At 66.6% G+C, this 25,443-nt stretch carries 30 protein-coding genes, 1 tRNA gene and 1 pseudogene; 13 read left to right on the top strand and 19 right to left on the bottom strand.

The window, feature by feature from the left end; genetic code table 11:
* Positions 1-218: 218 nt before the first annotated feature.
* Entirely contained in the window at positions 219-935 is a 717-nt protein-coding gene (locus AB0F88_RS24495) for a DUF2071 domain-containing protein (protein WP_362688264.1), read from the top strand.
* A gap of 36 nt (positions 936-971) precedes the next feature.
* Here AB0F88_RS24495 and AB0F88_RS24500 read toward each other — a convergent pair whose 3' ends face one another.
* From AB0F88_RS24500 to AB0F88_RS24525, 6 genes are all read right to left on the bottom strand, one after another.
* Positions 972-2,189, bottom strand: coding sequence for a cytochrome P450 (locus AB0F88_RS24500; RefSeq protein WP_362688267.1), 1,218 nt, complete (start codon positions 2,187-2,189; stop codon positions 972-974).
* 204 nt (positions 2,190-2,393) lie between these two features.
* Positions 2,394-3,785, bottom strand: a complete 1,392-nt coding sequence (locus AB0F88_RS24505) for an FAD/NAD(P)-binding oxidoreductase (protein WP_362688270.1) — start codon at positions 3,783-3,785, stop codon at positions 2,394-2,396.
* Positions 3,782-4,081: a ferredoxin gene (locus AB0F88_RS24510; RefSeq protein ID WP_362688273.1), complete on the bottom strand. Its 300-nt coding sequence runs from the start codon at positions 4,079-4,081 to the stop codon at positions 3,782-3,784. Before AB0F88_RS24510 ends, AB0F88_RS24505 begins: the two co-directional genes overlap by 4 nt.
* 685 nt (positions 4,082-4,766) lie before the next feature.
* Complete coding sequence (locus tag AB0F88_RS24515) at positions 4,767-5,351, bottom strand: ATP-binding protein (RefSeq protein ID WP_362688276.1); 585 nt, start codon at positions 5,349-5,351, stop codon at positions 4,767-4,769.
* Between the two features lie 193 nt (positions 5,352-5,544).
* Positions 5,545-5,916 carry an STAS domain-containing protein gene (locus AB0F88_RS24520; protein WP_362688278.1) on the bottom strand — a complete coding sequence of 124 codons (372 nt, stop codon included), beginning with the start codon at positions 5,914-5,916 and terminating at the stop codon, positions 5,545-5,547.
* Between the two features lie 213 nt (positions 5,917-6,129).
* Complete coding sequence (locus AB0F88_RS24525; RefSeq protein ID WP_362688281.1) at positions 6,130-6,498, bottom strand: STAS domain-containing protein; 369 nt, start codon at positions 6,496-6,498, stop codon at positions 6,130-6,132.
* Between the two features lie 349 nt (positions 6,499-6,847).
* Here AB0F88_RS24525 and AB0F88_RS24530 point away from each other — a divergent pair, with 349 nt between their 5' ends.
* The 4 genes from AB0F88_RS24530 (at position 6,848) to AB0F88_RS24545 (ending at position 8,656) form a co-directional block, all read left to right on the top strand.
* On the top strand, positions 6,848-7,132 hold the full coding sequence (locus AB0F88_RS24530; protein WP_362688284.1) for a GNAT family N-acetyltransferase: 285 nt from the start codon (positions 6,848-6,850) through the stop codon (positions 7,130-7,132).
* A gap of 447 nt (positions 7,133-7,579) precedes the next feature.
* Entirely contained in the window at positions 7,580-7,699 is a 120-nt protein-coding gene (locus tag AB0F88_RS24535; RefSeq protein ID WP_211264163.1) for a DLW-39 family protein, read from the top strand.
* A 29-nt stretch (positions 7,700-7,728) separates the two neighbouring features.
* Entirely contained in the window at positions 7,729-8,466 is a 738-nt protein-coding gene (locus tag AB0F88_RS24540; protein ID WP_362688287.1) for an HAD family hydrolase, read from the top strand.
* A gap of 114 nt (positions 8,467-8,580) precedes the next feature.
* Positions 8,581-8,656, top strand: a tRNA-Ala gene (locus tag AB0F88_RS24545).
* Positions 8,657-8,952: 296 nt separating this feature from the next.
* Here AB0F88_RS24545 and AB0F88_RS24550 read toward each other — a convergent pair.
* Positions 8,953-9,816 carry a hypothetical protein gene (locus AB0F88_RS24550; protein ID WP_362688290.1) on the bottom strand — a complete coding sequence of 288 codons (864 nt, stop codon included), beginning with the start codon at positions 9,814-9,816 and terminating at the stop codon, positions 8,953-8,955.
* A gap of 604 nt (positions 9,817-10,420) precedes the next feature.
* Positions 10,421-10,828 (bottom strand): annotated as a pseudogene (locus AB0F88_RS24555) (tyrosine-type recombinase/integrase); the annotation flags it as partial.
* Positions 10,829-10,994: 166 nt separating this feature from the next.
* Here AB0F88_RS24555 and AB0F88_RS24560 point away from each other — a divergent pair.
* On the top strand, positions 10,995-11,831 hold the full coding sequence (locus AB0F88_RS24560) for a hypothetical protein (protein WP_362688293.1): 837 nt from the start codon (positions 10,995-10,997) through the stop codon (positions 11,829-11,831).
* A gap of 636 nt (positions 11,832-12,467) precedes the next feature.
* Here AB0F88_RS24560 and AB0F88_RS24565 read toward each other — a convergent pair.
* Together AB0F88_RS24565 and AB0F88_RS24570 are read right to left on the bottom strand one after the other, a co-directional pair.
* Positions 12,468-12,728: a hypothetical protein gene (locus tag AB0F88_RS24565; RefSeq protein ID WP_362688296.1), complete on the bottom strand. Its 261-nt coding sequence runs from the start codon at positions 12,726-12,728 to the stop codon at positions 12,468-12,470.
* The gene (locus AB0F88_RS24570) at positions 12,725-13,102 is read right to left on the bottom strand and encodes a hypothetical protein (RefSeq protein WP_362688298.1); all 378 of its coding nucleotides are present in this window, start codon (positions 13,100-13,102) and stop codon (positions 12,725-12,727) included. Before AB0F88_RS24570 ends, AB0F88_RS24565 begins: the two co-directional genes overlap by 4 nt.
* A gap of 166 nt (positions 13,103-13,268) precedes the next feature.
* Here AB0F88_RS24570 and AB0F88_RS24575 point away from each other — a divergent pair, with 166 nt between their 5' ends.
* Positions 13,269-14,501 carry a hypothetical protein gene (locus tag AB0F88_RS24575; protein ID WP_362688301.1) on the top strand — a complete coding sequence of 411 codons (1,233 nt, stop codon included), beginning with the start codon at positions 13,269-13,271 and terminating at the stop codon, positions 14,499-14,501.
* Positions 14,502-14,698: 197 nt separating this feature from the next.
* Here the strand turns inward: AB0F88_RS24575 and AB0F88_RS24580 are convergent, their stop codons facing one another.
* Positions 14,699-15,208, bottom strand: coding sequence for a hypothetical protein (locus AB0F88_RS24580; RefSeq protein WP_362688304.1), 510 nt, complete (start codon positions 15,206-15,208; stop codon positions 14,699-14,701).
* 801 nt (positions 15,209-16,009) lie between these two features.
* On the opposite strand from AB0F88_RS24580, the gene AB0F88_RS24585 reads away from it, so the two are divergent.
* Complete coding sequence (locus AB0F88_RS24585) at positions 16,010-16,621, top strand: hypothetical protein (RefSeq protein WP_362688307.1); 612 nt, start codon at positions 16,010-16,012, stop codon at positions 16,619-16,621.
* A 294-nt stretch (positions 16,622-16,915) separates the two neighbouring features.
* Here the strand turns inward: AB0F88_RS24585 and AB0F88_RS24590 are convergent, their stop codons facing one another.
* A complete protein-coding gene (locus AB0F88_RS24590; protein ID WP_362688310.1) occupies positions 16,916-17,107 on the bottom strand; it encodes a hypothetical protein in 192 nt (63 codons plus the stop codon).
* A 181-nt stretch (positions 17,108-17,288) separates the two neighbouring features.
* On the bottom strand, positions 17,289-17,543 hold the full coding sequence (locus tag AB0F88_RS24595; protein WP_362688313.1) for a hypothetical protein: 255 nt from the start codon (positions 17,541-17,543) through the stop codon (positions 17,289-17,291).
* Between the two features lie 435 nt (positions 17,544-17,978).
* Between AB0F88_RS24595 and AB0F88_RS24600 the strand changes: the two genes are divergently transcribed.
* Both AB0F88_RS24600 and AB0F88_RS24605 read left to right on the top strand, forming a co-directional pair.
* On the top strand, positions 17,979-18,311 hold the full coding sequence (locus AB0F88_RS24600) for a DUF6247 family protein (RefSeq protein ID WP_362688316.1): 333 nt from the start codon (positions 17,979-17,981) through the stop codon (positions 18,309-18,311).
* 53 nt (positions 18,312-18,364) lie between these two features.
* On the top strand, positions 18,365-18,556 hold the full coding sequence (locus tag AB0F88_RS24605; protein ID WP_362688319.1) for a hypothetical protein: 192 nt from the start codon (positions 18,365-18,367) through the stop codon (positions 18,554-18,556).
* A gap of 305 nt (positions 18,557-18,861) precedes the next feature.
* On the opposite strand, the gene AB0F88_RS24610 is transcribed toward AB0F88_RS24605, so the two are convergent.
* The 3 genes from AB0F88_RS24610 to AB0F88_RS24620 all read right to left on the bottom strand — a co-directional run bounded on the left by AB0F88_RS24610 (position 18,862) and on the right by AB0F88_RS24620 (position 19,985).
* On the bottom strand, positions 18,862-19,194 hold the full coding sequence (locus tag AB0F88_RS24610) for a tyrosine-type recombinase/integrase (protein ID WP_362688766.1): 333 nt from the start codon (positions 19,192-19,194) through the stop codon (positions 18,862-18,864).
* Positions 19,191-19,331 carry a hypothetical protein gene (locus AB0F88_RS24615; RefSeq protein WP_362688322.1) on the bottom strand — a complete coding sequence of 47 codons (141 nt, stop codon included), beginning with the start codon at positions 19,329-19,331 and terminating at the stop codon, positions 19,191-19,193. The genes AB0F88_RS24610 and AB0F88_RS24615 overlap by 4 nt, the downstream gene beginning before the upstream one ends.
* Before the next feature lie 243 nt (positions 19,332-19,574).
* Positions 19,575-19,985 carry a Rid family hydrolase gene (locus AB0F88_RS24620; RefSeq protein ID WP_343983802.1) on the bottom strand — a complete coding sequence of 137 codons (411 nt, stop codon included), beginning with the start codon at positions 19,983-19,985 and terminating at the stop codon, positions 19,575-19,577.
* 538 nt (positions 19,986-20,523) lie between these two features.
* Here AB0F88_RS24620 and AB0F88_RS24625 point away from each other — a divergent pair.
* Positions 20,524-20,802, top strand: a complete 279-nt coding sequence (locus tag AB0F88_RS24625; RefSeq protein WP_362688326.1) for a hypothetical protein — start codon at positions 20,524-20,526, stop codon at positions 20,800-20,802.
* Positions 20,803-21,048: 246 nt separating this feature from the next.
* Here AB0F88_RS24625 and AB0F88_RS24630 read toward each other — a convergent pair whose 3' ends face one another.
* Positions 21,049-22,059 carry a CehA/McbA family metallohydrolase gene (locus AB0F88_RS24630; RefSeq protein ID WP_362688329.1) on the bottom strand — a complete coding sequence of 337 codons (1,011 nt, stop codon included), beginning with the start codon at positions 22,057-22,059 and terminating at the stop codon, positions 21,049-21,051.
* Positions 22,060-22,364: 305 nt separating this feature from the next.
* Between AB0F88_RS24630 and AB0F88_RS24635 the strand changes: the two genes are divergently transcribed.
* Complete coding sequence (locus AB0F88_RS24635) at positions 22,365-22,862, top strand: AAA family ATPase (RefSeq protein ID WP_362688332.1); 498 nt, start codon at positions 22,365-22,367, stop codon at positions 22,860-22,862.
* Positions 22,863-23,241: 379 nt separating this feature from the next.
* On the opposite strand, the gene AB0F88_RS24640 is transcribed toward AB0F88_RS24635, so the two are convergent.
* Positions 23,242-23,637, bottom strand: coding sequence for a hypothetical protein (locus tag AB0F88_RS24640; protein ID WP_362688335.1), 396 nt, complete (start codon positions 23,635-23,637; stop codon positions 23,242-23,244).
* Between the two features lie 52 nt (positions 23,638-23,689).
* Here AB0F88_RS24640 and AB0F88_RS24645 point away from each other — a divergent pair, with 52 nt between their 5' ends.
* The gene (locus AB0F88_RS24645) at positions 23,690-24,457 is read left to right on the top strand and encodes a hypothetical protein (protein WP_362688338.1); all 768 of its coding nucleotides are present in this window, start codon (positions 23,690-23,692) and stop codon (positions 24,455-24,457) included.
* 200 nt (positions 24,458-24,657) lie between these two features.
* Here the strand turns inward: AB0F88_RS24645 and AB0F88_RS24650 are convergent, their stop codons facing one another.
* Positions 24,658-25,305 carry a class I SAM-dependent methyltransferase gene (locus AB0F88_RS24650; RefSeq protein ID WP_362688341.1) on the bottom strand — a complete coding sequence of 216 codons (648 nt, stop codon included), beginning with the start codon at positions 25,303-25,305 and terminating at the stop codon, positions 24,658-24,660.
* Positions 25,306-25,443 lie beyond the last annotated feature (138 nt).

Below are 25,443 nucleotides of genomic sequence, written 5' to 3' on the forward strand. Positions count from 1 at the left end.
CAGCTCTGTTCCGGCTCCGGCGAGATGCCGGATCTGTCGAAATCATGGTCCTGACGGAATCGCGGTCCCGTGGAAATCATGGCTCTGTCGTGGCTCTGTCGAAAATCAAGACGGATGTTCGCTCCCGGGTGTCGCGCGGGACGGCACCCGGCGCCATGGCCAAGATAAGTGGCGGACGCGCCATCCGGGCGCCGCCGCCACCCGAGAAGGAGCGGATCATGCAGGCTCCGCCGTCCCCCCACCTCACCCGCCCGGTCATGTACCACCGCTGGTCCGAGATGACCTTCACGCACTGGCGGTACCCACCGGCCGCGATCCAGCGGCTGCTGCCCCCCGGGCTCACGGTCGACACCTTCGACGGCGCGGCCTGGGTCGGCCTCACCACCTTCCTGATGGAGGACGTACGGGCGCCCGGCGTGCCCGCGCTGCCGTGGCTGTCGCGGTTTCCCGAGACGAACGTCCGCACGTACGTACGCGACGAGCTGGGGCGGGACGGTGTCTGGTTCCTGTCGCTGGACGCCGGGCGCCTGCTCGCGGTGCTCGGCGCGCGGGCCGGGTACGGGCTGCCCTACTTCTGGTCCCGGATGGCCGTCAGCGCCGTCGGCGAGCGGCGCGGCTACCGCTGCCGCCGGCGCCTGCCGGGACCCGTGGGGGCGCGGTGCGACGCGGTCGTGGAGCTCGGCCCGCCGCTCACGGAGCCGGAGCGTGACGAGCTGGCGCACTTCCTGACCGCCCGATACCGGCTGTTCACCACAGTCGCGGGCAGGACGGCCACCGCCCAGATCGAGCACCCCGACTGGCCGCTGCGCCACGCCCGGCTGGTCCGCCTGGACCAGGACCTGCTCCAGGCGGGAGGGCTCGACGCCCCGGATCACGCTCCCGTGCTGCACGCCTCATCCGGGGTGCCGGTACGGATCGGGATGTGGACCCGGTGACGCGCGGGCCCTCCCTCCCGGCCCGGGTCCGCACCGTCACTCCTGCCTGACGAGGAGGTGGCGCGGCCCGCGCAGGACCGCGCTCTGCCGGTACGGGGGCGGGTCGGCGACGAGCCGGGGGCTCTCCAGGTTGCGGAAGAGCTCGTTCAGCGCGATCTGCGCCTCCAGCCGGGCCAGGGGGGCGCCGAAGCACAGGTGGACGCCGGCGCCGAAGCCGAGGTGCTGGTTGTCCGGCCGGTCGGGGTCGAACCTGTCGGGGTCGCGGAAGTAGGCGGGGTCGCGGTTGCCGGAGGCGAGCACGAGCGTGATCCGCGAGCCCTTCGGGATGACGGTGTCCGCGACGGTGAGGTCGCTGAACGCGGCCCGCCAGGGGATGAGCTGCACCGGAGGCTCGTAGCGCAGCAGTTCCTCGACCGTACGGATGATCATTACCGGGTCCCGGCGCAGGCGCTCCAGCACGTCGGGATGGCGCAGCAGCGTCAGCACGCCGTTGGTGATCAGGTTGACGGTCGTCTCGTGGCCCGCGATGAGCAGCAGGTTGGCGGTGCTGACGATCTCCTCGTCCGTCATGCGCCCGTCGGGCCCGTCGTCGTCGGCCAGCCGGGACAGCAGGTCGTCACCGGCACGGCCGCGGCGGCTCTCCAGGAGCTCGGCGAGGTACGCCCTGAGGTCCTCGCGGGCCCGTGCGCCCTCTCGCACGCGATCCTCGGAGTCCGTCACGGGGTCGACGTCGAGCATGGCGACGATCGCCTCGACCCACTCGTGGAACCGCGGCTCGTCCTCGCGGGGTACGCCGAGCAGATGGCAGATCACGGTGACGGGGAAGGGATAGGCGAAGTCGTCGACGATGTCGATCTCGTCCTTGCTCACCAGGTCGTCGATCAGGCGCGTGACGATGGCGTTCAGGTCGGGCCGCAGGTCGTCCACCAGCGTGGGCGAGTGCGGGGGGCCGAAGTGCCGCATCGCCATGCGGCGCAGCCGGTCGTGCTGCGGCGGGTCGAGGCCGATGAACGCCGGTGTGTCCCCGCGCATGGCGAGGGCGTGCCCCGGCTGGTCGAGGTTGTGCGCGTCGGAACTGAGGTGCGGGTCGTGCAGCAGCGCGGTGATCTCCCGGTAGGTGCTGACGACGTAGCCGCCGTCCTCCTGCCGGGCCACCGGGGTCCTGCGCAGTTCGGCGTAGAGCGGGTACGGATCGGCCCGGCTGGAGTGGTCGAGGATCCGCTGGAAAGTGCTGGACGCCTGGGTGACTGTCATGGCCGCTTCTCCTAGGTTGTGCCGCTTCCGGCCGCCCGGGGTTCCACCGGCCCTGGTCGAAACCGATCGAACCCGGTCGAGATAATTGATCTAGGTCGAGTCTCGTGAGGCCGGGTGGAGCTCGTTTCGAGGCTCGTGAGCCAGTGGAGTTCGTCTGGGCCTCGTGAGGCCGGGTGGAGCTTGTTCGGGCCCGGTCGAACCCGGTCAGCCGCCCGGCCGTGCGAACGCCACGCGCCGCTCGCTCGGCTCGTGGCCGGTGACCACCACCGTCGCTCCGTGGGTGATGATCACCGGGTCGGGGAAGTGGGCGGGCACGGGCCTCATGCCGGCGGGCTGGTCGGGTGTGGGGCAGGAGGGCGGGAAGGGCGCCGCCGTCTCGATCAGATGCCGGTAGTGGTCGAGCCACTTGGCGTTGTCGAAGCTGACCGCCGCGGTGACCCGGCCGCGGTAGCCGTACGCGGCGACGAACCGGTGCTCCTCCACCGATCCCTGCGTCACGACGACCTCGTCCGACAGGATCGGGACACCGACGGACTTGATGTTGACGCCGAACTGCGTCGACCAGAACGTCGGCATGGACAGGTGCGGCCAGCGGTCGGTCGGTGAACTGACCATGTTGTGGGCCGCGACCTGGGCCTGCTCCACCGCGTTGGCCCAGTGCTCCAGTGACAGGAACCGATACTCGTAGACCGGGTGCGGGCAGCGTGCCACGTCCCCGGCGACGAAGACGTCATCGGTGACCAGGCCGTTGACGTCGAACGCCCGGCAGCCCGAGTCGCAGGCCACGCCCCAGACACCGGCGGCGAGCCCCGAGTCCCGCAGCCACTCGGTGTTGCGCACCCCGCCGAGCGCGACCACCACCACGTCGGCGTCGACCGTGCCGCCGTCGGAGAAGTGGGCGCGGCGCACCCGCCCCCGCTCGTCCCCCTCCAGCCGGGTGACCTTGACGCCACAGCGCAGGTCGACGCCGTGGGCACGCTGGAGGTTCGCGGCGATCGAGCCGATCATGCTCCCGAGCGCTCCCACCAGCGGGGCCTCGGCGACCTCGGCGACGGTCACCGGTATGTCGCGCTCGCGGCACACGGAGGCGATCTCGGAACCGGCGAAACCGGCCCCGATGACGAGCACCCGGCCGGGCCCGGCGGCCAGCCGTTCCCCCAGGCGGCCGGAGTCGTCGCACGTGCGTACCACGAACACGCCGTCCAGGGCGGCCTCGGCCTCGTCCGCCCAAAGTCTGGCGCGCACACCGGTGGCGATCAGCACCTTGTCGAAGGGGATCTCCCGCCCGTCCGCGAGTTCCACCCGCTTGCCCGCGAGGTCCAGCGCGGAGGCGGGCACGCCGAGCAGCCACTCCGCGCCGATCTCGCGACGCCGGGGCAACGCGGTGCCGTTCGCGGGTACCCAGCCGGTCAGGACCTGTTTGGACAGCGGGGGCCGGTCGTAGGGTTCGCAGGCCTCGTCACCGACGAGGGTCAGCGAGCCGGTGAAGCCCTCGTCACGGAGCGCCTCCGCGGCCCGTAGCCCCGCGAGGGAGGCACCGACGATGACGATGCGGCCGTCGTGCCTGAACGTCTCCTCACCCCGCTTGCCGGTCACACCGCCGCCGTTCCGGTCGCGGTCGCCGCCGTTGTCGCCGTTCCGGACGCCGCTGTCGCGGCCCTCGCCGTTCCGGTCGTCATCGCGGGCGGGATCGCGGTCGAGTCCAGCCGCTCGACGAGGATCGCCTGGACCGGGCAGGCCGCCGCCGCGCGCAGGACCTGGTCCCGTTGCGCCTCGTCTGGACTGGAGTGGAACATGAGCGCCTCCTCCCCCCGCATCCGGAACGTGCCCGGAGCCAGGAAGGCGCACTGTGCATATCCCTGGCATCGCGCCAGGTCGACGACGACCCTCATGTGGACCATCCCTTCCGAACCTTCGTACGGCTGAGTGAGACGGAGAGAACCGGGACGGCGGAGTCGATTCCGGAGGCGGACGGCGGCGCTGGTTACGTCCCGGAGGACGGCGACCTCGGTACGTCCGGCGGGCGGCGGCCTCGGCACCTGTCCCGGCGGGCGGTTCCGCGTGCGGCCGAGGGCTCTGCGGGGTTCGAAGGGTGCCGAAGCCCTCGAAAGGGCGAGGGCGCGGCGGATACGGAGAACTGGGCGTGTGGTTCCGGGGCGGGACGTCGTCCCCGGCCGATTCCGGAGAACGTCAGACGTCCTCCCACGACACCACCTGGTAAGGCGCTGAGCTGCACAAATAAGGCTAACCCGGACATTTGGCCGGTACATCGCCCTTGCGCCAGAGGATGGTCAAGGATTGCGTACGGAGGGGGAGGATCGGCGACGGAAGACGACGCGTGACCCGCCTCACCGCGATGAAGCCGGGAGCCGGGAGCCGGGAGCCGTGGGCGCGCGTCATCCGGCCACGTTCGCCGGAGGTGCTCGCCGGGGCGCGCGGTCCCGCTCTACGATCACGTCCGACCGGGGCAGGGGCTCCTCTACGATCACGTCCGACCGGGGCAGGGGCTCCGGGTGAGCGCGTGACGATCATCGGGGACGGCCGGGCCGTCAGACCTCCGGGATTTCCCGGGATCTCTCAGAACGAAACCTGGAGCTCGCCCTGGCCGGGATCGTCCCGTACGGAATCGGCGGTGCTCCGCACGGGGCCGAGGGTGTTTCGTACGGGATCAGGCGTGCCGGATGTGCCGGATGTGCCGGATGTGCCGGGTGTGTCGAAATCGTCGAGGCCGTCCTGCGCGGAGTCGGCCGAACCGCCGGCCCCGCTCCGGGCCACCGGAAGGCCGAGTCGCATGCGCAGGCGGACGCGCGATCCCTCCTCCATCTGCTCGATGGTGAACTCGTCGCACAGCTGTTTCATCAGCCACAGGCCGAACCCCCGCACGGTGCCCGTGGGGCGTTCGCTGGGGACGTGCCAGCGGCTCAGGAGGCCCAGGGTGTCGGTGACGTCGACGGTCAGATAGGTCTCGTTCTGCCAGATGGCCAGCGTGCCCTTGCCCCCGCCGTGCTCCAGGATGTTGATGACCGCCTCGTTCGTGACGAGAAGGAGATCGTCCAGCCGTTCGCCCCGCATGCCGGCTCGAACGGCATGATGTTGGAGACGATCCCGCAGAGCGCTGAGATCCTCGTCGATCGGCCACTGCTGGCCGTGGTCGCCGGTCACGACACCCCCTTGAGGTCGCCTTGTCTGGCAGTCACCGGGGGGCGAGCCGACTTGCTCCAGAATCAGGGCGTTGCTGACGAGTTACACGATGCTAGACACCTGCCCGCTCGTTGCCAACTTACGACCGTCCGAGCCAACGGATGTTCGCTCGATCGTGTCCCGGAAAGCGACGGCCGATCGGGGTCGGGGTCCGCTACGACGGCCGGCTCGGCCGCAGCACCTTGAGGGCGTCGGCCACGGTGGGCTGGACGCCGAAGGCCTGGGCGAGACCGGTCAGGTGGAAGAGCCTCTCGAGGCGGGGGTGCAGATTGACCAGGATGATGCTGCCGCCGCGGTCCTGGACGGTCTGGCGGGTGGTCAGGAAGCTCTGGATTCCCGTGGAGTCGCAGAAGGTCAGATCGGTCAGGTCGATGACGAGGTCACGCCTGCCCTGGCCGATGGCCTCCTGCAGGTCGTGGTAGAACCGCTCGGCGTTGCTGTAGTCGAGCTCGCCGGCCAAGGCCAGAAGGAGCGTCTCCTTCACAGCGGGGTCGGACACGTCGGTCACGCGGACGGCAGCGCTCACGGATATACCTCTGCAGACAGTCGGTGGGAGGAAGACTCGGCCGGGGGGCAGCCGCCGGGCGTGACGCCCGAACCGAAACCGGAGGGCGATGACCCGATCACGGTCGCCCCGGGACCGGGAGCCGTGGAGGGAGCCGATCTGGTTACTCTCAGCGTACGATCCTCCGAATTCCTCTAGAGAACCCTTACGGTACAACTGAGGAGCAATCAGTCGTTATCCCACTGTGGTTACGGTGCCCGGACCCACGCTCAGCACCTCTGTCCAGCCGCACAGCTCGACGATCCGCCGCGTATGCGGACGAAGACCTTCGACGATCAACCTCCGGTCGCCCGCCATCCCGAACGCCGTCTCCGCCAGCACTCTCAGGCCGCCGACGTCGACGAAGCCGACGCTGCGGAGGTCGGCGTACAGATCGCCATCGGTCCGTTCCACCGCCATGGCGAGCGCCCGTACCAGGATGCGCCGCGTGCAGAGATCGATGTCTCCCTCGCAGGACACACCGGCCGGTCGGCTGGTGAGGAGAATGCGCAGTGAACCGTGGTCGACGTCACCTGTCATCGCGATCACCTTCTGGGTGCGCATGAAGGTCAGTCAACATCTGTCGTGTCGGCACAGATGGGTCGGCTGATCGCCATGGGGCGCCGGCCACGCCGGGCACCTGTTCCCATCATCCTTCAATCGGACGGCTACCGGTACGGTTCACGGCCTGCGAGTTTCGGGTCCGGGAGCCGGCCACCCGGCGTGTTCGATCGAACACCTCCGCGCGGCCGACCTTCACCGCCGCTCCCTCGCGAGGTTTTCTGGCTCGCCGCCCGGCGGGACACCCGGTGCGGGAGCGGGGAGGCGGGGGCCGGGAATGAACGCCGCGCGGGATCGGCTGACCAAGGAACCGCCGTGCGACCGTACGGCGGCCTGGCGAAGGAGGACCTCCATGCAGGCGGACGTCAAGCTCTCCCCCGGCGGTGATTCCTTCGTGGCGGAGGTGGACGGCAGGCAGGCGGGGAAGCTGGAGCTCATCCGGCGTGACGGGGTCATCGTCTACCCGCACACCAAGGTCCAGCCGGAGTACGAGGGCATGGGGGTGGGGTCCGCGCTCGTCCGTACGGCACTGGACGCGGCCCGCGCGGAGAACGCGAAGGTCGTCCCGCTCTGCTGGTTCGTGCGGGAGTGGATCGACCGTCATCCCGACTATGCCGATCTCGTCGAGAGCGCCTGACCGCTTCGAGCCTTGAGGATTCACCGGCCTATCCGGCCTCTCCGGCCTCACCGGTCCCAAAAAGCTTCATACCGAGCGGGTTTGTGTCATTCGCGCTCCGCGTAATCAAGCCGGAGCCGACGAATGCGCTGGTCGTGGTCATGACGGGCGGCGCCATTCCCGGCCGGACGGGGACCGGAACTTCCCAGAGGGTAAAGCGGGAGCGTCACGGGGGTTATCGTGAGAACCAGGACGGTTTCGCGATAAGACTCACGGCGGATTGTGATCGTCGGAACGCGTGCCGTGCGGCATGATACTGAAAATCACCCGGTTGGTGTGGATCGGCCCTGGTGGCTTGTCGTGCAGACCGGATCATGGCCCGATCCCTTGCTAGGCTGCAGGGAACCGTTCGAACCGGGCGTTGTCTCACCCCGGCAGGTGAGACTTCTCAAGAAGTGGGGTCACACCGTGAAGAAGTTGCTCGTTCTGGCGCTCGTCGCCCTCGGGGGGCTGCTGGTCTGGCGCAAGGTGCAGGCCGACCGCGCCGAGCTTGACCTGTGGACCGAAGCCACCGGCAGCGAGAACTGACAGACGCGGCTACCGATTCGGGTGCTTTCATGGTCCTTGCCCAAGGTGGAATAACACCCATCAGGCTTGTCTGCCTGGATCTGGCAGGCACCACGATCGGCGATGTCGCCATGGTCGAGCGGGCGTTCGCCGAGGCGATCGCCACGCAGGGCATCGTGCCCGGGACCGGTGCGTACGCTCGCGCCATGGTGCACGTGCACCGGTCCCGGGGATGTTCCACGATCGATGTCTTCCGGGGCATCTTCCCGGACAACGAGGCCCAGGCCCAGGCGGCCAATCTGACCTTCGAGCGCTCCTACGAGGGCGCCATCGCACGCGCGGGCCTGGTCCCGCTGCCCGGGATCGTCGAGGCACTCGACAAGCTCCGCGGCGCCGACGTCAAGGTCTGCCTCATCACCGGCTTCAGCCGCACCACGCTCAGCCGCGTGCTGAGCACCCTGAGCTGGTCAGAAAAGATCGATCTCGCCCTGTGCCCCGAAGACGCCGGACATGGCCGCCCCCTGCCCAACATGGTCCTCACCGCGGTCATGCGCCTCGGCGTCGAGGACGTCCGCCAGGTCGCGGTCGCCGGTGACTCCGAGAGCGACATGCTCTGCGGCCGCCGTGCGGGTGCCTCGGTGGTGGCCGGCATCCTGACCGGCGTCCACAGCAAGGAGCGTCTCCTCAACGGCGGAGCCACCCACCTTCTCGACTCCGTCGCGGACCTCCCCGAACTCCTCCTCGGTGTCACTCCGGTCGCGCCCCCCGTCGTCGCCGCCGTCCACTGAAGCCCGCCCCGCCACGCGGATCCAAGTGGCGTAGGAGCGGTTTTAGTTGCTACGGTGTACGACTGAAGCAGGTCGTGTGCGAGGGTGTCTCCCCAGGCCACCGGCTTGAATCTCGGGGCCTTAGCTCAGTTGGCAGAGCGCCTGCTTTGCAAGCAGGATGTCAGGAGTTCGAATCTCCTAGGCTCCACCAGCCAAAACACCTCTCAACGGAGCTTGGTGTGAGGCATCCGGGCCATTAACGGGCCATTAGCTCACTCAAGGCGGCAGCGCTCCGCGCCGCCGCCCGCCCGCCGTCCGGGCATGCGGCCTGGGGGCCGGTCCCGAACGGCGGCGGGACTCAGGGCCGCCCGCCGCACCCAGCGGTCGCCGCACCAAACCGCACCCACCAACCATGGACGCGCCGCCGCCTGCTTCCTTCGGCTACGGCGCTCGGCATACGATCTTCCGCCATGACCGATGACTTAGCGTATGACGGCTGACTGACGATCATCTCTGCGGAGGCTCGAAGTCGACGAGGTACTCCGCGCTGATCGCGCGCAGCTTGCTCCCTGTGGCAAGGGTCTCGTTGAGACTCAGAGTGGTTGAGCCGACCTCAACAAGCTGGCGCCCGACCCTGGCGAACAGCACCATTCTGCCGTTCGCCTCCTTCTTGGACAGCCATCGATCCGCCGCCAGCCGCTCGCAGGACTCAGAGTCCCTTTCCCACGCCGTACACGCCTTGCGTGGATCCCCGCTGCTGCTGATACGGACGAATACGTCGGGCTCGCTCTGTCGGTCTTTGGCGTAGTCGAGCGCCAAGACGTCGTCGGCGATGGTCCACACGTTGACCAGTGTGCGTCCCGGGACTACGTCAGGCACCGCCAGGGGAAGGGACTCGTTGTAAGAGGCGATCAAGTCTTTGCGGAGTTGCTGTTTCCGAGCCTCCGTTCGTTGTTGCTGGATCGTCGTCGTCGTGATCACGCACGCGCACACGACCACGGCCGCGATGACCTGGGGTATCAGCGACGCCGTACTCGCCAAGCCGGCGGCGCTCGCATAACTCACCATGGCCAGGACGGTGAATCCGAGCAAGGCCAGGTGGGGACGGGGGCTCGGCACGGCCAGATCCACCGCGTTCTTCAACACCAACAACAACAAGGGCGCAAGCAACGCGCTGCGGATCGGATGCGCAATCCTCAACATTCTGGCAAGCAGCCATCCGACGGGAACTACCAGCAATACGCCCACAGCCACTAAGGGCATGACCGTGTACGTCTCTATGTCCTCCTCGTACAACCGCGACACCGGATACCCGAGCCCGAGGCCTACCACCAGCCCAACACCAGCGCCCCGGACAAGATCCTTCCCCATGGACCCACGATGCCATCAGCCGATGCAGGGCACACGCTGAACCACTCAAATAGTGCTTATCCGCATGCGCATCGAGCGATTGTGGGCAGTGACAGGACCTCGTCGCGTGGCACCCATCACACTTCGCGCGACTCATCGCTTGACGTCGATGATCTGCCCACCGCTCGGCCTGCCCGCACGAGGGAGAACTCTTGGCGCGCCTTGCCGCTGGAAGCGTAAAGGATCACGTGTCGAACCGAACCCGACGACCCTATGGCTGCTGCCGCTGGCACGCCTCCGGCGGGGGCCTCTGGCTCCGGGATGATCGTCGGACGGGAGGGATCAAGCCGTAGATGGATGATCAGGCGGGCGGGGTGTGCGCGCCGCGCGAGGAAGACCAGCTCACGCGGCTGATCGTCGGGCCATTAGCGGGCCATTAAGGGCGGTCAACGGCGGTCAGTCACGGTCGCTCGTGGGGAGCCCGCCTCCCAGCTCAGGCCCTGTACGGCTCAAGATCCGACCGATTTGCAAGCAGGATGTCAGGAGTTCGAATCTCCTAGGCTCCACCTGCGGGAATGCTCATTCTGTGATCATGAAAACCGGGCTTGAGTGACTAACTGGGTGACTAAGCTCCCCGGGCACCTCCGAAGAGATCATCCATCGCCGTCGCGCCCTCCTGCATGACGGGCCGGATCTGGAGCCGGTAGACCGTCTCGGTGACCACGGTGTTGGCGTGGCCGACCAGGCGAGAGATGTGCTCGATGGGGACGCCGGAGTCCGAGCGCAGCGAGACGAAGCTGTGCCGCATCTCCCGAGGCGTCCACTCCGTGTCGACCAGCCCGGCTTCCTTGAGGATCTTCCGGAAGTCCCGCCGCACGTTGCCAGAGCTCAGCGCAGTCCCGTTCTTCGTGCAGAACACCAGCCTGCCCGTTCCGCCATGATCGGCGACCTCACGGGTGAGCCCTTCGTGTTCCCAGAGATCGCGCAGCGCCTCGACACACCGCTGTGGCAGCTTGAGAGTCCGGCGGGACTTGACGGTCTTGGTGTCACCGCATCGCCCTCATGATCTAGAAGCCCAGCCGTAGAGGCGGAGTAACCGGCTTGGTGGCGGGGCGCTGTAATTAGCGCGAGATGTCGGAGTGTAAAGATCGCGCTGCAGCCCTTCACCGTGTGGGGTACGAGCGGGAGGACATTCTCAGATGAGGCGATGGATCGCTGCGTCGGCCGTCATGCTGGTCGTCCCGATGATGGCAACTGGACTCGGCAGCACTGCGAACGCCCAGGGCGCTCCCGCCGACCCGATCGACGCGCTCAAGCGCCAGCTCGTCGAAAACCGGGGCGTGAAAATGTCGAAGGTCCACACTTCCACATACATAGCGGACGGGGAGAAGGAACACTTCTGGACCGAGGCCGTCGCCGAGTTCGGCAGGGGAAAGATCACGACCATCGATATGACCTATGACTCCGACCGAAGAAACTGGACCGACCCCATACGGCAGATCACCATTGAGGGCCGCCAGTACATCCAGGATGACCACTTGCCCAACGGTAAGAGCTGGATCCCGCGCGAGGACAACGAGATCCGGCCGGTATTGAGCGCTGACTGGATCAAACTCGCCGATCCGGTCATGCTGAAGGCGGTGCTGGCTACCACCAAGGTCAAGCGCCCCGCAGGCATCTACGACGGCACTCCTACCGCGCTCTACCAGGGCACGATCAACCTCGGTCAGCTCTACAAGGCCTCTCCCGGGTTTCCCTTCGGACTCGTGGCGAAGCCCACCCGAAAGGAAGCGAAGGCCAAGATATCTTGGCGGCTCTGGCTCGGTGAGGACCAGCTGGTACGCAGGGCCTGGGGTTCGTGGAGAGAACCGTTTTCCAAGAACGGTGATGTCCCCGTCTCTTATGTCGTTGACGCTCGCCTGACCGGCTGGGGCGCCGAAACCGACATCGCCGTTCCTTCCGCCGACGATGTGGTGACACCTTCAGACTGGTCGAGTTCTGAGACCTCCGTCTCCCTGAATCCGGCCGCCGGATAACGACCGCCGCTTTAAGCGGCCAAGGCGTCCTGATATCCGGTGCACACGGAGGCATTCCAACCGAAAGGCCACGATCCACGGCTGGAGTGTTGACCTCATGATCAACCGGGCGCCGATCATGAGACCTGACAGGGCGCCGATCATGAGGTGGCTCAGAGTTTCTTTACTGGTTCAAAGCGCCAGCGCTTCGCGCCGCCGCACGGCGGGACACGCCCCGCCGTCCCGGCACGGCCAGCGGGCCGGGCGTGCGGCCCTGGCGGCCGGTCCCGACCCGCGCCAGCCGGGACGGCACGGCGTAAGCCCGCCGCCCACCGCACCGAGCACCCGCCGCACCGAACGCACCCGCCGCCCCTGGTACGCGCTGCCACCTGCCGCTGCGACCGCCGGCCCAACCGCTGCGCGGCCCCTACGGGGTGCCATTCGGCATTGCGCCGGCCGTCTCCACCCAGTGATCATCAGGAACGCCCCCATAGAGATGATCAAGGACTCTGCCGCCCTGCTTCCTGTGCTCGCGCCTGGCGGCACTGCGCTCCGGGTCAGGTTGCCACCGGACGACACGGTTACCTGCTCACGGCCATTGCCAGCCAGGTGCGGCAACGCGACCACGAGAGGTCTGTCGCCGCACCCGACCGGTGATCATTTGATGTCGTCGGTTCGCAGCATGTGTTTTCCGCGACTGTCCGAAGTGTGGTGGTGGGCCTGGAGGCGGGCTAGCGCGGCATCGACCAGACGGCCGAGGTTGCCCAGTTCGTACAGCATCCGGTGGCGCTCAGCGTCCTCCCACGCTCTGATGACCACCCCGATGTCGCCCGACTTTACGGCCGTGACGATGACCTCCTGGCCGTTGGCTCTCTTGGTGGCCGCATCGCCCAAGATGACCCAGCCGTACACGGTCACGACCCCTGGGCGTTCACGATCAGGGCGACCACTTGTTCGGGATGCTCGCTTCGCACCGCTTGAAGGTCGGAGCCATTGCGCAGGGAGACCAGGTAGCTGCCCGAGCGCGCACCCATGGTCACCGTGGCCATGCGCCAGCCCTGCGGACCCTTCACGGTCAGCTCTGGCGGGTGTCGCTCCATCCACGACCGAAGCGGAGGCTGGTCGGGCCAGGCGGCCGGGCTGTTGGCGAACAGCCCCAGGCTGATCGTGTGATGACGGTGAGCACGGATTCCCCGCTCGATGAGAAGCCGCTGAACGACGGCCAGTGCCTTGTCATGGCTCTCCACCGTCGCCTCATCAACAGCGGGTGGGACGGCTCTACAGTTGTCCATGGGTCGCACCTCCAGTGTGCGATCAAGGGACCCGTACGGCGTTACCGCGCCTGCGGGTCCCGTTTTTCCTGGTGCTCCCATGACATCGCCGGGTACCCCGCGCCGACAGTGCGAGTAGGGGAGACTGAGGGAGACAGGAGGACCCCAGTCCCCCGAGGTGCACACAATGAATAACGTTCCGGCCTGGGCCGTACGGTTACGCGCCGCGAGGCGTGGCAAGTTGTGGACGCAGCGAGACATGGCCAGGCAGCTCGCCGAGGCCGCCGATCCGCGCACTCGCGCCCGCCTGCCCGAGCGGGATTCCCTGATCCGAATGATCAAGGATTGGGAGGCGGGCAAGCACCAGCCCAAGGACCCGTATCGGCTGCTCTACTGCCGGGTGTTCGGCGCGGAAGAAGCCGAGCTGTTCAGTGAGGAGCCGGAGAGCACGACGCCGGGTATTCCTCACTTCGCCGAGGAGATCGAGGCGCTGGAGCTGGCCCGTCGTGTCGCCGCCAGTGACGTGGGCACCGAAACGCTCGACCGGCTGGAGCTGGCCGTCGATGACCTCGCGATGGCCTACCAGGCGACACCACCGGCCGAGCTGCTGGAACGGGTACGTCGGCACCTGTCGTATGTCTCGCACCTGGTCGACGCCAAGAAGACGTTCGCCGAGCACCGCCGCCTCCTCACGGCCGGTGGCTGGCTGTCGCTGCTGGCCTCCACCTGTCACATCGACCTTCGCCAGTTCGAGGCCGCCGGAACGTGGCTGCGGACGACCGCCCAGCTGGCCAAGCACGCCGAGTATCCCGAGATCGCCGCGTGGCGTCTGGAGACGGAGGCATGGCAGGCGGTCACCACCGGCGACTACCGCCGTGCCCTGACGCTGACCCAAGGGGCGCAGGCGATCGCACCGCGCACCAGTTCGGCCTACATCCAAGCGACCGCGCAGGAAGGCCGGATCTGGGCACGACTCGGGTCCGGCCCGGAGACACGTGACGCCTTGAATCGCGTTGCCCGATTGGTCTCGCCGCTGTCGATGCCCGAGCATCCCGAGCACCACTACCGCTACGACCCTTCCAAGAGCGAGGCGTACGTGGCGACCACGCTGTCATGGCTGGGAGATCCGGCCGCCGAGCCGTACGCCCGGCAGGTGCTCGCACGCCTGGAGTCGGCCGCGGACGGGTTGGTTCGCCCGCGTAGGGCGGCCTCCGCGCGCCTTGACCTTGCTCTGGCGCTTCTCGCCACCGACCAGCCCGATGAGGCGAGTCAGCTTGCCCTCACGACCATGACGAGTGGCGCGCTGGTGCCGTCCAACTACTGGAGGGCACGTGAGGTGATCGGCGCCATCGAGACGCGTCGTATGCCGGAAGCCGTAGAACTACGCGAGGCATATCGAGAACTGAGCGGCCTCGTATGAGGACCGGGGAAGACGCCGCCACTTCCACGTAGCTCAAGGGCTTCTAAAAGCATGAAAGCAGCCGCGTCCGAGAACATGATCAATCTGTTGACGACGCGCGAACGGTACCCCGTGACGATGATCACTCGAATTTACCCAAGCAGAGTCCCATCGGGTATGGGGGCGGAAAGTGATCAGGGAGTACGGCAGCCACGAAGTCAGTCCCGCGTCACGCCGCGAGCTCTCCGCCGGGCGGCAACGAGGAGTGCGACTGCGCTGACCGCATAGGCGATGGGAGCCAGCGCCCAGACCCCTCCCTCTGGGTGCGTACCGAAGTAGAAGTCCGGCTGACTGCCGGCGAACATGTCCGCAGTGGCGTTCGCCGGTGGAAGGGTTATCGGAAGCCGTTCCAGCAAGGGCACCAGATGAAGCAGGGCCAGGATGCCGCAGATTCCGCTGGTGACGCTGACCAGCATGCGAGATCTTGCCACGGCAACGACGCCCACTAAAAGCGGCAGGACACCGATGACGAAGACGTCCAGGACTATGAGGTTCCGTGCCGAGGCTCCGGCAAGGGAGATGGCGATCATCATCAAGGGCAAGGGGGGAGCGGACCCTCCGCCTTCCGTCGTAGCGAGCAACGCCCACGGCGCTAGCGAAGCGCTCACCGCCACCGCGAACCACGCCCACGAACGACGGCCCGTCGGCGCGTTCTTCCAGGTCAGCACCAAAAGATCGTATAGGACGCTTTCCGGAGTCGCCCCGGCTTGGGTAGGCCGCTTGGTCCAACGACCGATCGTGGTCTCGGACGCGGCTGCCCTACTCTGTCGGGAGTTAAAGAGCGTGCTCTGACCGGCCCGGATGCGAATCACTCAGTGACCAACTGGGACAACGACCCTGGACGAGGCCGGACGACGGTGGACCGCCATGGACCGTAAGCCCAGGTGGGAGCGAGTATTGCCCATGGTCCCGACCCCGTCTGGGTTGCTTTGCAAGCAGGATGTCAGGAGTTCGAATCTCCTAGGCTCTACTCCCCTTCGGGCAGACAGAAGCCCAGGTCAGGCATGTTGCCGTAACCTGGGCTTTGATCTTCATTCGGCCTTCTTCCGCTCCCGTGCCCGTTGCGTGCCCGATCCCTTCGCCAGTGCCCCACGGGCGAGGCCGTCGAGCGGCGGCGCGGCGCGCCGCCGTACCCCCGGCCCTCCGCCCGCCCGCCGTCCGGGCGTGCGGTCTGGGGGCTGGTCCCGGACGGCGGGGGGACACCGGGCCGGGCACCGCACGCCGGCCCGCCGTACCAACCGAACGCACCGACCGGGGTTGCCACGCCGCCGCACAGATGCGGCCCTACGATCGCCACCGCATGGCTGGAGGCCCGTGCATGCTTGGGGCGATCGGTGAGCCAGGGTTCGTTCCTCACCCTGGCTCACCGAGCAACGTGGCTGATCGCGGTTCGGCGGCGGACGGTACGCGGATACGCGAAGATCATTGAGCTGGCCCATAGCGGATACTGTCAGCTGAGAGGAACGTCCGTGATCGACTCAACCTACCGCGAGTGGTTTCGCCTGCGCACTCAGCTGGTCGTCAACTTGACGTGGTGCTCTGCCACCAAGATTGACGACGTCCTGGCTGCGTATGCCATCTCACCCGAGAGCACCCAGCCGGCGCGCTTCCTCGCAGACGACGTCGACATGTTCATCGGGCGCCTCGGCAAGGGCACCGTCATCATGGACTACCGCGTCGATTCCACCACCGATCAAGCTCTTCCCATTCTGGCGCAGTACGGCCCCTGCCTGAGCGCTACATGGATCGATCACGCCCCAGCGATGGTCTCGTATCGCACGGAAAGCGGCCTGGTGGTCGAATTCGACAGGCTGGAGTGGGACTGGTACCCAGTTCCTGATCTCGCCAGCGTCGAGCAATGGATCGCCGCCAGCCCAGCAGGTCGGGAGATCTGGGAGAACAGTTGCGATCTCGCCACGCTCATCACCGCCGAAGCGCTATGCCAGGCTGTGGTCGACGACGAATGGATGCGATCCGTACACACCGGCGTCACCTCACCGGATCCACTGGGGCAGGAGATGCCGTCAGCCCCACGCACTCTCAGCGCGATCATCGACAAATACGGTGACCGCACACCGTAGGACAGAGATCCGGCAGAACAGACCCGTGACCCCACATGATCGCCGTGCCCGTCGCGTGCCCGATGGGACGGGAAACGAGGGGGAACAGCGGGGAGTCACGGGGAACGCGATCAGGGCGCGGAGCTGCGTCTTCGCAGGTCGAGCAAGATCGGCATGCGTCTTTGCAAGCAGGATGTCAGGAGTTCGAATCTCCTAGGCTCCACTCCCCTTCGGACAGACAGAAGCCCAGGTCAGGCATGTTGCCGTAACCTGGGCTTTGATCTTCATTTGGCTTCTTCCGCTCCCGTTCCCTTCTCAAGTGCCCCGCGGGCGAGGCCGTCGAGCGAAGATCAGCCCCTTGTCGCCGTCCTGGGTGAAGTCCTTCACGTGCGCCCGCAGGTCCTCGATGATCAGATCGGGGATCACCACAGTCCGCTTGCCCGCCGCCGACTTGGGCTCGGTGAAGGCGATCCCCTTGCCGGTGAGCTGCATCAACTGACGTTCCACGCGCACAGTCCCGGCGTCAAGGCGGCGGCGCGGCGCGCCGCCCAAACGCTGCCCGAGCGTGCGGCGTGGGCGCCGGTCTCGGCCGGCGGCAGGACCACAAGCCGCCCACCGCACCACCGGGCCGCCGTACCTGCCCACCTACCGCCGCATCAGGGCCACGCCGCCGCCTGGGACTCCGCGATCAGCGACGGCGAAAAATGCAGGTCAACTGCGAAAGAACGTCTCCCACCAGACCCTCCGACGTATGGCTGAGTTGCCACCCTTCACGCTCGACACCTGCGATCAACTCAGCCACATCCGATGCAGCCCATGCGCGCTTCTTCCCATACTTGGATTGGATACGAGAGACAAAGATCTCTTGCCCCTCTTGATGCGCCTGCCGAGCCTCCGCGATGGTTTCTTGGACATCTTGCGTGTCGTCCCGGAACAGCGCCATGAGACATTGCCTTCCTTCTCGCAAGTTGACGGATCAAGGTCGCATTGATGGGCAACGGCACTGAAGTGGGAAAGGTTCCCACAAAATAAACGTCGTCTCCGGCGGGGGCGCTCAGGCTCCGGGATGATCGCGAGCTTCTTCGCGCGGTCCGTAGGTGGCTGAGGTAGGGGCCTGATCATCCCGTCTGCCATCGACCCGGAACAAGCCGAGCAGACCGGGGCCACATGGTCTTCTGTTCGGCGTTCCGGTAGGTCACGCGGCCCGGTCGTTGTCGTGCTCCATCTGCGCCTCGAACCTGGGCTCGTCCCCCCGGCTGTGCGGCCAGGTGCTACGCCGCAGCACATCGCCTCGTTTTCACGTGCTCGCGTGACTGGATTTCCGAGCCATCCCATCGGAAGTCTGTAGGCTCTATGAGCAGGGAGAGGAGATTCCAGCATGACCGCACAGCCCCACGGCTTCGTGCCCCCTGCCTCACCGATGCCTGAGAAGAGCTTGCGGGCTATCCGCGCCGCCCTGGTCGTGCCGCAGGACCGCGAAGCGTTCGACGCGGGGCTCAAGGCAGTGCTCGACGAGGTTCGAGTGAGTTTGGATCTCGGTGTGCTCAACGCCTTCGTGCATCGCTGGTGGATCTCCGCGTGTGACTCGGTGCGGGATCCGGAGGGACGTCGCCAGATGCATGCCAGAGCCGAGCAGGTCCTTGCCGGTGAACCGGTCTCCTCTGGAAGGTCGTGGCGTGAGGTTCTCGGCGCTCGTGGGGTCGACCTGTAGGTGTACCAGGTCACCTCGATCCTCTCGCCGAAGAGCAGATCGCGGCGATTCCCGTGGAAGCGCTACGTCCACTCGCCGAACTGCTCACCCTGCTGGAAGTCGCGCCGTGGAGCGGTCAGCCGTACAACCCGGCCAACCCCAAGGCCAACATGCTTACTCACGCGTTCGGCGAGCGAGGGCTCGCGACCTACGTAGTCTTGGACGAGCAACGCGAGGTGTACCTTATCCGGGTTGAGTGGCCGTGATCCTGTGTAGTACGACGGCGGTACGGCGACGCCCGATGGGCACCAACGGTTTCAGCGTCCGATCCCTGCCGAAGGCCGGGCCTCTGGATGACCGACTGGGTGACAACGCCCCTGGACGAGGCCGGACGGCGGTGGATCACCATGGACCGTGTGCGCAGGTGGGGACGGGTGTATGCCATGGTCCCGTCCCCGCTTGAGTTGCTTTGCAAGCAAGATGTCAGGAGTTCGAATCTCCTAGGCTCCACTCCCCCTCGGGCAGACAGAAGCCCAGGTCAGGCATGTTGCCGCAACCTGGGCTTTGATCTTCATTCGGCCTTCTTCCGCTCCCGTGCCCGTTGCGTGCCCGATCCCTTCGCCAGCGCCCCACGGGCGAGGCCGTCGAGCTTCCGTGCCACCTCCCGCTGCCGTTCGTCGGTCGAGTGCTGATAGACCATCGCCGTCCGCGTGCTGGAGTGGCCCATGCGCTCCATCAGCTCCCGGATCGACGCCCCGGCGTTTGTGGCGAGGGTTTTGCCGGTGTGCCGCAGGTCGTGAAAATGGATCTTCGGAAGGCCCGCGCTTACGAGAGCCTGAGCCCAGACGCGGCGGTTGAAATTGGTGTTCCGGAGTGGCCTGTCATCCGGCCCCGCGAAGATCAGCCCTTGTCGCCGTCCTGGGTGAAGTCCTTCACGTGCGCCCGCAGGTCCCCGATGATCAACCCGGGGATCACCACGGTCCGCTTGCCCGCCGCCGGCTTGGGTTCGGTGAAAACGAGCCCCTTGCCTGTGAGCTGCATCAACTGACGTTCTACGCGCACGGTCCCGGCGTCCAGGTCAAGCGGCGGCGCGGCGCGCCGCCGTAGCCCTGCCCTCCGCCCGCCCGCCGTCCGGGCGTGCGGCCTGGAGGCCGGTCCCGGATGGCGGGCGGGACACCGGGCCGGGTACCGCCACGCCAGCCCCGCCGTACCAACCGAACGCTCCGACCGGGGTTTGCCACGCCGCCGCACAGATGCAGCCCTCACGATCACCACGACTTGCACTCAGGAATCAAGTACGGCGGCGACTGCTTCGATCTCAACGAGCTGGTCGGCATAACCAAGCACGGTGACTCCCAACAAGGTGCTCGGTACGTCATGGTCACCGAACGAGTCCCGGACCACCTCCCAGGCAGCCACCAAATCCTCCCGTCTGGTGGAGGCGACGAGAACCCTTGTGCTGATGACGTCCTGCAATGATGCGCCAGAGGCAGTGAGAGCCGCCTGCATATTCTCGATGGCTTTCGCTGCTTGGCCTGCGTAATTTCCAATTGCTGCCGTCGACCCGTCCTCGTTCAGGGGACACGCACCGGCGAGGAAGATGAGTCGTGACTCGGCGGGCGCCGTGGCTGCGTAAGCGTACTGGGCGACGTCGGACAGAGAAGCGGCGCGGATCAAAGTAATGGCGCTAGGCATAACCATTCAGTTCCTTTCACATCGGGTACAGAGCGATCATCCTGACATGGGCATCCTGATTGCCGCTTCCTATTTCCGCAGGCCAAGCCGCCCGTACCTCGCGCCCGCCCATTGTCACGCCGCAGTGGGGCCGCACCACCGCCCCAGAGCGAGAGCTTCGACTGGCAGGCCCAACCTCTTCGAGGCCCTGCGGGTGCTTCGCATTGCGCCGACCCACTCGCTCTCTCAGGTCGGGAATCTCGCCAAGCTTCAACCAGATGCCTCCGGCGGGGGTACTTCGGCTCCGGGGTGATCGACATTGCACCACGAAGGCCATAGGTGGTTGAGGTGGAAGCCGGATCTTCCCGTCTGCCACGTCCCAGGCAAGCCCAACAACTCGACTCCTCCAGATCAAGTCCGTCTGTGACCGTTGGCATCCCATGGCCGAGGAACGTCTACCGGCTGACGTACACGCGAAGACGACCTTGACCCTCCGTCCCCGAACTGTTGCCCCTCCGGGGCAGGACGAGGCAGACGGGAAAATCCGGCGAGAAGGGGCATGCGTAGCATGGTCTATCCCTTTGCCGGCCTCACACACCAATGGGAGACTCAGCGCATGAGTGAACAAGATCCTGCCGCACGTCAGGGGAAAACAACTGACGGCACCCAACCAGTGGACGGGTGGGGGAACGCAACTCTTGCTCTGAGCGCAGCAGTTCCCATCCTCGGCTTCATCATCGAAGAAGAGCTCACAACCAACGCCCTCCTTGGAGCGCTCATCTTTGCGACCGTCGGAATCGGGCTACGTATTGAGGCAGCGATCAAGAGTCGTGGGTGACGTGTCACTCGCGTGCCAGTACGACCGGGGAACAGGGGGAGCAGCAGGGAGTCACGGGGAACGCGATCAGTGCGCTGAGCTGCATTTTCGCAGGTCGAGGAAGAGCGGCATCCGTCTTTGCAAGCAGGATGTCAGAAGTTCGAATCTCCTGGGCGCCATCATTCTCACGGACACGAAGAGGCCCAGATCCCGGTGCCGGTGAGACTCCCGCCGCCCGCTCCAATGGCGCGTCGGCATTGCAGCGTTTCAGCTCAGGTTGATGGGGTTGGTGAGCGCCGCCATGTGCCCGCCGGGATGACGCACCTCGATGCGAACGAACGCCGACTCCTTCGCGCTGGTACGCCACTCCAAGGACCCTGATCCGTCGACGGGCAACGATTCGCGGTACACCTTCCCACGATCGGTGTGAAAGCTGACAGTGCCGGATGGCACGCCACGCACGTCCACCCGCACCACAGCCGGTCCGTCGCCGGTATCCAGCCGCTCCCCGATGCCGGCAGTGCGATCACGGGCAGAGGCCATGAGCGACAGCTCAATCGTGGCCGATTCGGCGATCCAGCTCCGGCCGGCACGGATTCCGGCGAGGGTTGCGTCGGTACTCAGTTCTTCGGCCAGCACAACGGTGTGGGGTGTGCCGATCTGGCCCTCCAGATGGGCATCGCTGTTGCCCATAGCCGACCGCCACCGTTCGTTGCGGATGTCGACGGCCAGACCACGACCCCATTCGGCCAGTGCCGCCTCATTGTCCGCCTGCCACGGCTCATCGGAGGCCCACAATCCATTCCACACCTCGACCGCATCAAATCCCTCGAACGGGTACATGAAGACCCCGGAGGGGTACGGCGCGTGCGGGTGGGCCGCTACGCACAGCCCACCGGCCTGATGTACCTGATTCAGATGCTTGCCGATCATGTCGTCGCGGACGCGATACCGCCAGTCGACGACCTGCCCCGGATTGATGCCGAGCGCCAGCCAGTGCCCGGTTTGGCTGGTGGCCTCCTGGCCAATGATCACCAGCAGGTCGTCACCGACGAGCGAACCCCAGGCGCCGTGTGCGTCTGCGGTGTTGTGCTCAGTGGTCGCGATGAAGTCCAGCCCCGCCGCACGGGCACCGGTGGCAAGCTGCTCCGGTGTCAGCTCTCCGCCGTTCGAGAGAACCGAATGCACGTGGCAGTCGCCTCGATACCAGCCACGCCCCCGACCGGCCACGCGCCTCGGCGGGAACTGCGACTCCGACATCCCATAGTCCGTGACCATCCCGGCAGCGTACTCACCACAGGGCAGGGATCCACAGGATCCATATGGCGATCGGCGGACGCCTGGAGCGAACACGATCACTTTCCCCTATGCCACATTCGTGTGCCTGGATTTCCGAGCCCTCCCGTCGGAAGTCCGTAGGCTCTATGAGCAGGGAGCGGAGACTCCGGCATGACCGCACGGCCGCAGGACTTCGACGTGGACGGGCGGAGACAGAAACCGCCGCGACACCGAGCCGTCGGCGGCCCGGAATCGATCGGTGACGACATCGAGGGGGCGGGGACGTCCTCGATTATCCTGTGGCGATGGGCATCAGGAACTATCTGGTCGAAGGAGTTTCCTGCACCGGCAAGACGTCGGTCTGCAAAGAGTTGCGGCGGCGCGGCTACCACGCCATCAACGGTGACACCGAGTTGGCTTATCAGGGCGATCCGGAAACAGGTAGGCCAACGGATAGCCTGGCGCACGAGAACCACATTTGGCAGGTAGACAAGGTAAGAGCCCTGATCGCCGACCAGGATGAGGCGGTGACATTCTTCTGCGGTGGGTCCAGGAATTTTTCTCATTTCATTGATTTATTTGACGGCGTTTTCGTCCTGGGGGTCGACCTCGACACGCTGAATCAGCGACTTGACCAGCGGCCGGAAGACGAGTGGGGCAGTAAGCCGGTGGAAAGGGAACTCGTCGTGCGGTTGCACCGAACGAAAGAGGACCTCCCGAAAAACGGCATCCTAATCGACGCCACCGCGCCGCTCGCGCACGTCGTTGACGAGATCGTTCGTCGAACCGAAGCCAATAAATAGCCACAACGCGGGAACCCGGTCGAAAGCATCAGGCTTGAACCAAGAACCCCTCGACGCCCGGCGCAACGGAACGCAGAGGAAGCGGGGCGTGCGGAACCTTCACATCCTCTCCTCGGTTTCAGCACACCTCCATGCTTGGCTCCGCCCATGGGACAGGAACGGGACCTGGGGCGGCGTCTTGAGCCGGTTCCGGTCCGAACAGACACGACGAGGGCGGGCAGGGCGGGCTGCGTCGCCTTCTTCGCGGTGATGTCGCTGCCGGTGCTCGCGTTCGTGAACTGGGTCGTCGCGACGTCTGTCATTCGTGCCATCCAGTGTGAGCAGTATGAGCGGGGAGGCGTCCTGGACTGCGGTGGCTCGCCCGCGACGGGGGAAGCCTTCACCACCGGGGCGCTGTCGGCGGTTCCGGTGCTGGCCGTGCAGATGTGGCTGATCGGTTTCGCGATCCGGCGGGTTCGAAACGGGCCGCGCCCGCTCGCTCGGAGAAGACGCTCGCACCATGGAAGCCGTTTGCGTGGATGACCAGGTCGCGAAAATGGATCTTCGGAAGGTCCGCGTCTTCGGGCGCCTGAGCCCAGACGCGGCGGCTGAAGTCGGTGTTCCGGAGTGGACCGTCATCCGGTCCCGCGAAGATCAGCCCCTTGTCGCCGTCCCAGGTGAAGTCCTTCACGTGAGCCCGCAGGTCCTCGATGATCAGTTCGGGGATCACCACGGTCCGCTTGCCCGCCGCCGGCTTGGGTTCGGTGAAGACGAGCCCTTTGCCGGTGAGCTGCATCAATCGATCTTCGGCTGGCTCAGGCTCCCGGAGTCCTTGAAGGCGAACACGCATGACGAACCTTGACCGGACGCCCGAGCGCCTTCGTCTCGACGCCGCGCTGGACCGAGTGGCCGTCACTTTCCGCGGCATGACCGCCCGTCCCGACGAGCAGAACTGCGAGTGCCACTGGGGCGGCGCGGAAGACCTCGCCCGGTTGAAGGTGCCGGATGTGGAGTTGAGTCCTGACCGTCTGCGTGCCGCCTGGCAGGCCAAGGACTGGGATGACCACGCATCCGTGCTGCGCCGCATCCTGCCCCAGCTCTCCACGGCCCTCGCCGGCGGCCTCGCCGAGTCCTCGTTCGGCATTGAGGAGGTCGGGTATTCATTTGCTTTGGGGCAGTGGTGGCAATGGCCCGCCGAGCAGGCCGCAGCGGTGCGGGAATTCCTGCACGCCTGGTGGGCCCACACACTCACCGACCCGGATCCCGCTGTGCCCGCTCACGAGGTCCTCGCCCTGTGTGCCGAAGCCTCCACCACGCTCAGCCCATGGCTGCACGCCTGGGAAGCACACACGCACGCCGTGGCCGACCAGCACCTGGCCGAAGCGGTGGCGCACTGGGAGTACCGCTTACTGGGAGACCAACTCCCCTGGGAAAGCTGGAACTGGGGGAACGAGGAGGAGACGCGTACCGAGTTGACGGCCTGGCTGATCCGCCACGCCCCTGTCCGGCTCCGTGCCCGGAACGCTCCCGCAGAACTGCTCCACCGGGTACGGCTGCTCGGCCTCACCGGTCCCGCCCGCTGGGAGGACCCGCACTGGCCCAACCACACCTACTGAGCCTCCTCGAAAGGCCACACGGCAGCGTTGACGTCACGAGACGGCCTTCAGCAGGAGCAGGCCGGTTTGGACGATCACCGGTCGCGGGCTGTCTGAGAACCCTGGTCGGCACGCTTCAATTCTCAACCACCTTCTGGGAGCGGTATGAGCCAGGCGGCGGAGGTCAAGGTGGCTGTCGGGCCCCGGCGCGGCTCCCCGGATCACCGTTTGCGGGCCAGCAGCTGCACCGCTCGCGCCGGGTGACCGTTCATCGTGACAGCGGAGATCCGACGCTCTTCCACGAGATCGAACTCAGGCAGGAGGGCGTGCAGTTCGGCCATGTCGTGGTGTCGCACCACCGCGCCGTCGTCGGTGGCGAACACCCCGTACGGGACTCTGAACCGCCGGGCGTAGGCGGCGTAGCGGTCCCGGTTCCGCTCGTCGTCCTGCAGCACCATGTCACTGACATAGAGGAGCCCGCCGGGTGCCAGGACGCGGACGAGTTCGGCGATGAGCGCGCGCTGCGCGTCGTCGTCGGGAACGCACGTCAGCACCGCGAACAACAGCACGACATCGAAGCTCGTCGGCGGGTACGGCAGGCTCGGCGGGGACTCCAGCACCGCGAGGCGCAGTTCGGGGTGCGACCGGCGGCCCCGCGCGATCAGAGCGGAAGACGGGTCCACTCCCGATACGTCGCAGAAGCCCCGGTGACTCAGCTCGGCCATGACACGGCCGTAGCCGCAGCCGTAGTCCAGGATTCGCGCCCCCCGGTCCACGGTCGCCGGCCAGCCGGGATCGACGGGGTGGGTGAACGTCTTCTCGGCGCCGGCGGTGTCCCAGTACGCGACCTGACGACCAAGATCCTTCATGGAGCCACAGTACAGAGCACTTCTCGATCGCCCCATGGGCGCCGATCCACGTGCCGGCGCGCACCGGCCGTGTTCGGAGCCCACCGGCGAGCGTGATCGGGCCACCTTCCGCCGCACCGGGTCCGACGGCTGGACGAG

The organism is Streptosporangium sp. NPDC023963, assembly GCF_040639135.1.
In the GTDB taxonomy this organism is placed as follows: Bacteria; Actinomycetota; Actinomycetes; order Streptosporangiales; family Streptosporangiaceae; genus Streptosporangium.